Source organism: Streptomyces zingiberis (genome assembly GCF_012034935.1).
Taxonomy (GTDB): domain Bacteria; phylum Actinomycetota; class Actinomycetes; order Streptomycetales; family Streptomycetaceae; genus Streptomyces; species Streptomyces zingiberis.
Window position 1 is genome coordinate 1 of the sequence record NZ_JAATEN010000063.1, and the last position, 520, is coordinate 520.

At 74.2% G+C, this 520-nt stretch carries 1 protein-coding gene; it reads right to left on the bottom strand.

Going from position 1 to position 520, the window contains the following annotated elements:
* Positions 1-520 (bottom strand): hypothetical protein (locus tag HCK00_RS26700; protein ID WP_168104615.1); only part of this gene is annotated, 520 nt, incomplete at both ends.

The window sequence follows — 520 nt, forward strand, 5'->3', positions numbered from 1 at the left end:
CGGCGTGGACCGCGGTCACCCGGCCGGCCGGGTCGAGGTCGAAGTGGCGTAGGCCGCCGGCCGTGGGGTCGTCCATGGCGGTGAGGTGGCCGTCCGGGCGGTAGGTGTAGGCCCGGTGCCGGCGGACCTCGGCAGTGCCTGCCGCCTCGCCCGGGAGAGGTGTTCCTGCCTCGCCCGGGAGAGGTGTTCCGGCCGTGCCCGGTCGCCAGGCCGTCGTGTCCGGGCCTGCTCCCCGCAGTCGGGTGGGCTGGGTGAGGAGGGTTTGGGTGGTGAGGCGGCCTGCGGGGTCCCAGGTCTGGGTGAGGGTGGTGTGCTCGCCGAGGTGGCGGGTGAGTTCGTGGCCTGCGGGGTCGTGGTGGTAGGTGAGGGTGTGGCCTGAGGTGGTCAGGGTTGCGGTGTTGCCGGCCGGGTCGTAGGTGCGGGTGGCTTTGGCGCCCATGGGGGTGATGCGGGTGGTGCGGCGGCCCAGGGCGTCGTAGCGGGAGGAGATGGTCCGGCCGCCCACGGTCTCGGAGGTGAC